5 protein-coding genes are annotated in these 7,096 nt (G+C 61.1%); 3 read left to right on the top strand and 2 right to left on the bottom strand.

Annotated elements, in window-relative coordinates; all coding sequences use genetic code 11:
* The first annotated feature begins 288 nt into the window (after window positions 1-288).
* A complete protein-coding gene (locus AC13QO_RS23820) occupies window positions 289-990 on the top strand; it encodes a DUF1013 domain-containing protein (RefSeq protein ID WP_097601297.1) in 702 nt (233 codons plus the stop codon).
* 122 nt (window positions 991-1,112) lie between these two features.
* On the opposite strand, the gene AC13QO_RS23815 is transcribed toward AC13QO_RS23820, so the two are convergent.
* Window positions 1,113-3,023 (bottom strand): propionyl-CoA synthetase, encoded by a 1,911-nt coding sequence (locus AC13QO_RS23815; protein ID WP_488542038.1) that lies wholly within the window; start codon window positions 3,021-3,023, stop codon window positions 1,113-1,115.
* Window positions 3,024-3,104: 81 nt separating this feature from the next.
* Complete coding sequence (locus tag AC13QO_RS23810) at window positions 3,105-3,764, bottom strand: YggS family pyridoxal phosphate-dependent enzyme (RefSeq protein WP_285193276.1); 660 nt, start codon at window positions 3,762-3,764, stop codon at window positions 3,105-3,107.
* Window positions 3,765-3,964: 200 nt separating this feature from the next.
* Here AC13QO_RS23810 and leuS point away from each other — a divergent pair, with 200 nt between their 5' ends.
* Both leuS and lptE read left to right on the top strand, forming a co-directional pair.
* Window positions 3,965-6,595 carry a leucine--tRNA ligase gene (gene leuS / locus AC13QO_RS23805; protein ID WP_488542037.1) on the top strand — a complete coding sequence of 877 codons (2,631 nt, stop codon included), beginning with the start codon at window positions 3,965-3,967 and terminating at the stop codon, window positions 6,593-6,595.
* Window positions 6,585-7,094 carry an LPS assembly lipoprotein LptE gene (lptE, locus tag AC13QO_RS23800; protein WP_085779899.1) on the top strand — a complete coding sequence of 170 codons (510 nt, stop codon included), beginning with the start codon at window positions 6,585-6,587 and terminating at the stop codon, window positions 7,092-7,094. The genes leuS and lptE overlap by 11 nt, the downstream gene beginning before the upstream one ends.
* Window positions 7,095-7,096 lie beyond the last annotated feature (2 nt).

Below are 7,096 nucleotides of genomic sequence, written 5' to 3'. Positions count from 1 at the left end.
TTATCGATCAGGGCGCGCGCCTTTACCGGCTTCGTGACCGGATAGATCTTCTCCGACATGGTACTCCTCCTCATGGGACATGCGACGGACCGCGAGCTATCTGGGCCCGAACTTCAAATCACGGCGATTCATAGCAGTTCGCATCGCCACGGCAATTAGACAAAGGTCATTTGATTTCGGAAGAATTGCAATTCTGCGACAGTCCGGTTATATAGCGCCATATTTCCCGGACATTGTGGTGACAATCCACGGACCGCGACCGGCGCGGACGATAGAAGGACTATATCCATGGCTCAAACATTGCTCATGCCGAAGGCGACTGCCATCTGGCTTGTCGACAACACGGCGCTGTCTTTCGATCAGATCGCGCAGTTCTGCAAACTGCACCCGCTCGAAGTCAAAGCCATCGCCGACGGCGAAGCCGCGCAGGGCATCAAGGGTCTCGACCCGATCTCGACGGGACAGCTTTCCCGCGATGAGATTGCTCGTGCCGAAGCCAACCCGAACCACAAGCTGAAGCTTTCCGAACCGAAGGTGCGCGTGCCGGAATCCAAGCGCCGCGGCCCGCGTTACACGCCGGTCTCCAAGCGTCAAGACCGCCCGAACGCCATTCTCTGGCTCGTCCGCAACCATCCGGAGCTGAAGGACGCGCAGATTTCGCGCCTCGTCGGCACGACGAAATCGACGATCGAGCAGATCCGCGAGCGCACCCACTGGAACTCCGCCAACCTGGCGCCGATGGATCCGGTCACACTCGGCCTCTGCAGCCAGATCGACCTCGACATGGAAGTGGAAAAGGCCGCCAAGGGTCGTCCCCTGCCGACCGCCGCCGAGCTGGGCGCAACGCTGCAATCGGCGCAGGAGACCGAGCGCCTGACCCCGAGCTACGAGCGCGAAGAGGAAAAGGAAATCGACGCCGACGCCGTTTTCCGCAAGCTGAGCTCGCTGCGCTCGGCCCCGAAGGACGAAGACGAGGACGAGCAGTACTGAGATATCAGCCTTCTCATGCAAAAACCCCGCCGAAAAGGCGGGGTTTTTCATTGGCGTTGCTGTAGAGCATCTCACACAAGGCCGAGCAATATGCTGACCTTCCGGCAGCCTTCCCGCTGATTTCACATCGGCAGGGAGCCAAAACCACGCTTTCGCAGTGCCTCTGCGATCTCTTCCAATATCGCCGGATCATCGATGGTTGCCGGCATTTTCCAGGGTATGCCGTCAGCGATCTTCTGCATGGTTCCGCGCAGGATTTTGCCGGAGCGCGTTTTCGGCAATCGGTTAACGGTGATGGCCGTTTTGAAGGCCGCGACTGGGCCGATCGACTGGCGGATCATCGCCACGACCTCCGATTCGATCGCCGGCGTTTCACGGGAAACATCGCGTTTCAGCACCAGGAAACCACAGGGAACCTGACCCTTCACCGCATCGGTCATACCGATGACCGCGCACTCGGCGACATCGGGATGGCGCGCGCAGACCTCCTCCATCGCCCCGGTGGAAAGCCGGTGACCAGCGCAATTGATGATGTCATCAGTGCGCGACATGACGAAAAGATAACCGTCCTCGTCGACACAGCCGGCATCGGCGGTCTTGTAGTAGCCAGGAAATTCATCGAGGTAAGCCGAGCGGAAGCGATCGTCGGCGTTCCAGAGGGTCGGCAGGCAACCCGGCGGCAAGGGCAGCTTTATGACGATATTGCCGAGCGTTCCCGCCTCGACCGGGTGACCGGCATCGTCGAGCACCGCGATGTCATAACCGGGCATCGGCAATGTCGGTGAGCCATGCTTGACGGGGAGGGCGCCAAGACCAAGCGGATTGGCGGCGATCGGCCAGCCGGTCTCCGTCTGCCACCAGTGATCGATGACCGGCACGCCGAACATGCGCTCCGCCCATTTCAGCGTTTCAGGGTCCGCCCTCTCGCCGGCCAGAAACAGCGCCCGGAAATCCGGCATCGGATATTTGCGCAGCAGTTCGCCCTCACCATCCTCCCGCCGGATGGCGCGGAATGCGGTCGGCGCCGTGAAAAGCACACGCACCTTGTATTCCGAGACGATCCGCCAGAAGACGCCGGCATCCGGGGTGCCGACCGGCTTTCCCTCATAGATCAGCGTGGTCACGCCCGCGATCAGCGGGGCATAGACGATATAGGAATGGCCGACGACCCAGCCGATATCGGACGCCGTCCAGAACACCTCGCCCGGCTTCAGGCCGTAGACATTCCGCATCGACCAGTTAAGCGCGACCATATGGCCGCCATTGTCGCGGACTACGCCCTTCGGTTGGCCCGTGGTGCCCGAGGTGTAGAGGATATAGAGCGGATCGGTCGCCTTGACGGGAACACAGGCCACCTCTGCGCCGCGATGGGCCGCCACCGCCGCCTCGAAATCCTGGTCGCGGCCACCGGCGAGCTCTGCCGGAAGCTGCGGCCGCTGCAGCACTAGGCAGCGCTCCGGCTTCGTCCGCGCAAGCTCGATGGCTTGATCGACCAGCGGCTTATAGGCGATGACGCGACCGGGCTCGAGGCCGCAGCTTGCGGTGATCACCAGCTTAGCACCGCTGTCGTCGATGCGCGCGGCAAGTTCGCTGGCGGCAAAGCCGCCGAAAACGACGGAATGAACCGCACCGATGCGAGCGCAGGCGAGCATGGAAAACACCGCCTCCGGCACCATCGGCATATAAAGGATCACGCGGTCGCCCTTGCCGATGCCGATCTCGAGCAGTGTTGCTGCGATCGCCTTCACCTCACCAAGCGCCCCATCATAGGTGAAACGGCGCTTCTCGCCGGTCATGGCGCTGTCGAAGAGGATCGCCGTCTCGCCACCGCGTCCAGCTGCGACATGTCGATCCAGGCAATTGTGGCAAGTATTGGTCTCTGCCCCTGAAAACCACCGGCCATAGACGCCATTATCGGGTGAAAAGATCCGCTCCGGAGGCTTGAACCAGTCGATATCGGCGGCGGCTTCGCTCCAGAAGCCTTCGGGATCCTTTTTCCAGGCCGCATAGACCTGATGATAGCCGTTTTGCATCTGCTCCTCCCCAGAACATGCAAGCCTCGATATCAATTTAGGCTCGGCCGAGGAGGACGGAAAGCCCGACGAAAGCAAGTATCAACGCGCGCCGAAAATCGCCGATCCGACGCGCACACTGGTGGCGCCGAAAGCAATCGCCGTCTCGTAATCACCCGACATGCCCATGGAAAGTTTTTCGACGCTGCATTTGGCGGCGAGCTTTGCCAGCAACGCGAAATGCGGCCCGGGATTTTCCTCAGCCGGCGGGATGCACATCAACCCCTCGATGGACAGGCCGAGTTGATCGCGGCAGAGGGCGACGAAATCAGGCGTATCCTGGGGAGGGATGCCGGCCTTCTGCGGTTCCAGCCCGGTATTGACCTGGACGTAGAGCCGCGGCGTCCTGCCCTGACGCTTCATCTCCTCGGCGAGGGCGCGGGCGATCTTTTCGCGGTCCACCGTCTCGATGACATCGAAGAGCGCCACCGCATCCGCCGCCTTATTCGATTGCAGCGGCCCGATCAGATGCAGTTCGATCTCAGGATACTCGGCCTTCAGATCGGGCCATTTGCCTTGGCTTTCCTGTACCCGGTTCTCGCCGAACACCCGCTGCCCGGCGTCGATAGCCGGACGGATCGCATCCGCCTCGAACGTCTTCGATACGGCGATGAGCTGAACGGAACCGGCCGGACGACCTGCCTGGCGTTCCGCCGCCGCGATCCGCGAGCGCACGTCGTTCAACCGCTCTTGAAGTTCCATCGTTCTGCCTCGACATATCAACGTGAAAGGAATTGGCATGAACTAGCCAGCCATTCCGTGCTTGCCAAGACCCGCACCGGCGAAATCGCTTCGGCGGCATGAAGATCGGACGCTTGCAGCGCCCGCAAAACTTGACGCTATCGTGGTTTCATGGTGAAGGTCTCGGCCAACTCCCCTGATTTTCCGGAATTTCGAATACCATGGCCACCGAACGTTATAATCCGCGCGACGCCGAGCCCCGCTGGCAGCAGAAATGGAACGAAGACAAGGTCTTCGAGACCGACAATTCGGATCCGCGCGAAAAATATTATGTCCTCGAAATGTTTCCCTATCCCTCGGGGCGCATTCATATGGGCCATGTCCGCAATTACGCTATGGGCGACGTGGTTGCCCGTTACAAGCGCGCCCGCGGTTATAACGTTCTGCATCCGATGGGCTGGGACGCCTTCGGCATGCCGGCGGAAAACGCCGCCATGGAGCGCGGTGTCCACCCCGCATCCTGGACCTACCAGAACATCGCCTCGATGAAATCGCAGCTGAAGGCGATGGGGCTGTCGCTGGATTGGAGCCGCGAATTCGCCACCTGCGACGTCGACTATTACCAGCACCAGCAGCACCTGTTCCTGGACTTCCTGGAAAAGGGTCTGGTCTACCGCAAGCAGTCGAAGGTAAACTGGGATCCGGTTGACAATACCGTTCTTGCCAACGAACAGGTGATCGACGGCCGCGGCTGGCGCTCCGGTGCGCTGGTCGAACAGCGCGAACTGACGCAATGGTTCTTCAAGATCACCGATTTCAGCCAGGACCTGTTGGACGCGCTGGATACGCTCGACCAGTGGCCGGAAAAAGTGCGCCTGATGCAAAAGAACTGGATCGGCCGTTCCGAGGGCCTGACGGTCCGCTGGGAAATCGTGCCGGAGACCGCGCCTGCCGGTGAGACCGAAATCACGGTCTATACGACACGTCCAGACACGTTGTTCGGCGCCTCCTTCCTGGCGATCTCAGCCGATCATCCGCTGGCCAAGGATGCGGCCGCGAAGAATGTTGAGATCGAAGCCTTCTGTGAGGAGTGCCGCCGCGCCGGCACCTCACTTGCCGCGCTCGAGACCGCCGAAAAGAAGGGCATGGATACCGGCATCCGCGTCAGGCATCCGCTCGATCCCTCCTGGGAACTGCCTGTCTACATCGCCAATTTCGTTCTGATGGATTACGGCACGGGTGCGATCTTCGGCTGCCCGTCGGGGGACCAGCGCGACCTCGACTTTGCCCGGAAATATGGCTTGCCGGTTGTGCCGGTCGTCATGCCAAGGGATGGTGACGCCGCAAGCTTTTCCGTCGGCGACACCGCCTATGACGGCGACGGAGTGATGATCAATTCGCGTTTCCTCGACGGCAAGACGACGGAGGAAGCCTTCAATATCGTTGCCGACCGGCTGTCGGCGGCTTCCCTCGGCAATGCGCCGCAGGGCGAACGGAAGATCAATTTCCGTCTGCGCGACTGGGGCATTTCGCGCCAGCGCTATTGGGGCTGCCCGATCCCGGTCATCCATTGCGACGCCTGCGGCGTTGTGCCGGTGCCGAAGAAGGACCTGCCGGTCAAGCTGCCGGAGGATGTAACCTTCGACCAGCCCGGCAATCCACTCGATCGTCATCCGACCTGGCGGCATGTCGCCTGCCCGAACTGCGGCAAGGACGCACGCCGCGAGACGGATACGATGGACACCTTCGTCGATTCAAGCTGGTATTTCACCCGCTTTACCGCACCTTGGGAAGCCAAGCCGACCGATCCTGAGGCGGCTAATCGCTGGCTGCCGGTCGATCAATATATCGGCGGCATCGAGCACGCGATTTTGCATCTGCTTTATTCCCGTTTTTTCACCCGCGCCATGCGCGAGACCGGCCATGTCGCCGCCACCGAACCCTTCAAGGGTCTTTTTACCCAGGGCATGGTGGTCCATGAAACCTACAGCCGCGGTTCCGGCGCCGGCCGCGAGTGGGTGGCTCCCGCCGATATCCGCATCGAAGAGATCGACGGTAAACGCCGTGCCTTCTTGCTGGCGTCAGATGAAGAAATCGCCATCGGCTCGATCGAGAAGATGTCGAAATCAAAGAAGAACGTTGTCGATCCCGACGATATTATCGCCTCCTATGGCGCCGATACCGCGCGTTTCTTCGTTCTCTCCGACTCCCCGCCGGAGCGTGACGTCATCTGGTCGGAAGCCGGCGTCGAAGGTGCCCATCGTTTCACTCAGCGCCTATGGCGGCTGATTTCCGAAGCGGCCGGCGGCCTGTCGACCGTTGCCCCCGCACCGGCAAGCGAAGGGGACGCTCTGGGAATCTCGCAGGCGGCGCACAAGACGCTGAAGGCCGTTCAGAACGACTACGACAAGCTGTGGTTCAACAAGGCCGTAGCCCGCATCTACGAGCTCGTCAATGCCCTCGCCGCGCCGCTGACGAGGGTTGCGGCGGGTGAAGGCGACATCGCCTATCGTGCCGCCGTGCGTGACGCTGCCGAGATCCTGATCCAGCTCGTCGCACCGATGACACCACATCTTGCCGAGGAGTGCTGGGCTACGCTCGGCAATGCCGGGCTGCTCGCCCGCACGGACTGGCCGCGTTACGTGGAAGCGCTGGTCATGGAGAATGACGTCGTTCTGCCCGTGCAGGTCAACGGCAAGAAGCGCGCCGAATTGACAATTTCTCGCGATGCAGATCAGAATGCCATCACCAACGCCGTGCTGGAACTGGATGCGGTGAAGAACGTGCTGAACGGTCAGGCGCCGAAGAAGATCATCGTGGTTCCCCAAAGGATTGTGAACATTGTCGTCTGATATCATCCGCAATGCCGGCATCGCCATGATCCTTGCCGCCTCGGCATTTCTTTCGGCCTGCCAGGTTCGGCCGCTTTATTCCGAGAGTTCCGGCGTCGTCGAAAAGTTGTCCTCGGTCGGCTTTTCCGATGCATCAGGCCGCGTCGAACAGCAGGTGCGCAATCGCCTGATCTTCTTGGCATCGCGCGGCGCCGGCGAAGCGACAAATCCACAATATCACGTCCAAATGCGCGCTACTTCGAGCGTCGCCGATACGCTGCTGCGTCAATCCGGCGATACATCGCGCGCCGGTCGTGTCACCGTCACCGTTACCTATACGCTGAGTGCTATTGCCGACGGACACGTGATCAAGGCCGGTAGCCGCCAAGCGACTGCCCTGGTGGATTTCTCCGAGCAGGAGTTTGCCAAGCAAAGGGCGATCCGCGATGCCGAGAACCGCGCGGCGGATCAGGCGGCAGAATTCGTAGGAGCCGATCTCGCCGCTGCCCTCAGCCGCTGAGG

This window comes from Rhizobium sp. CNPSo 3670, from assembly GCF_057784555.1.
The sequence above is the reverse complement of the archived record's forward strand: the minus strand, read 5'-3'. Positions and strand labels throughout refer to the sequence as shown.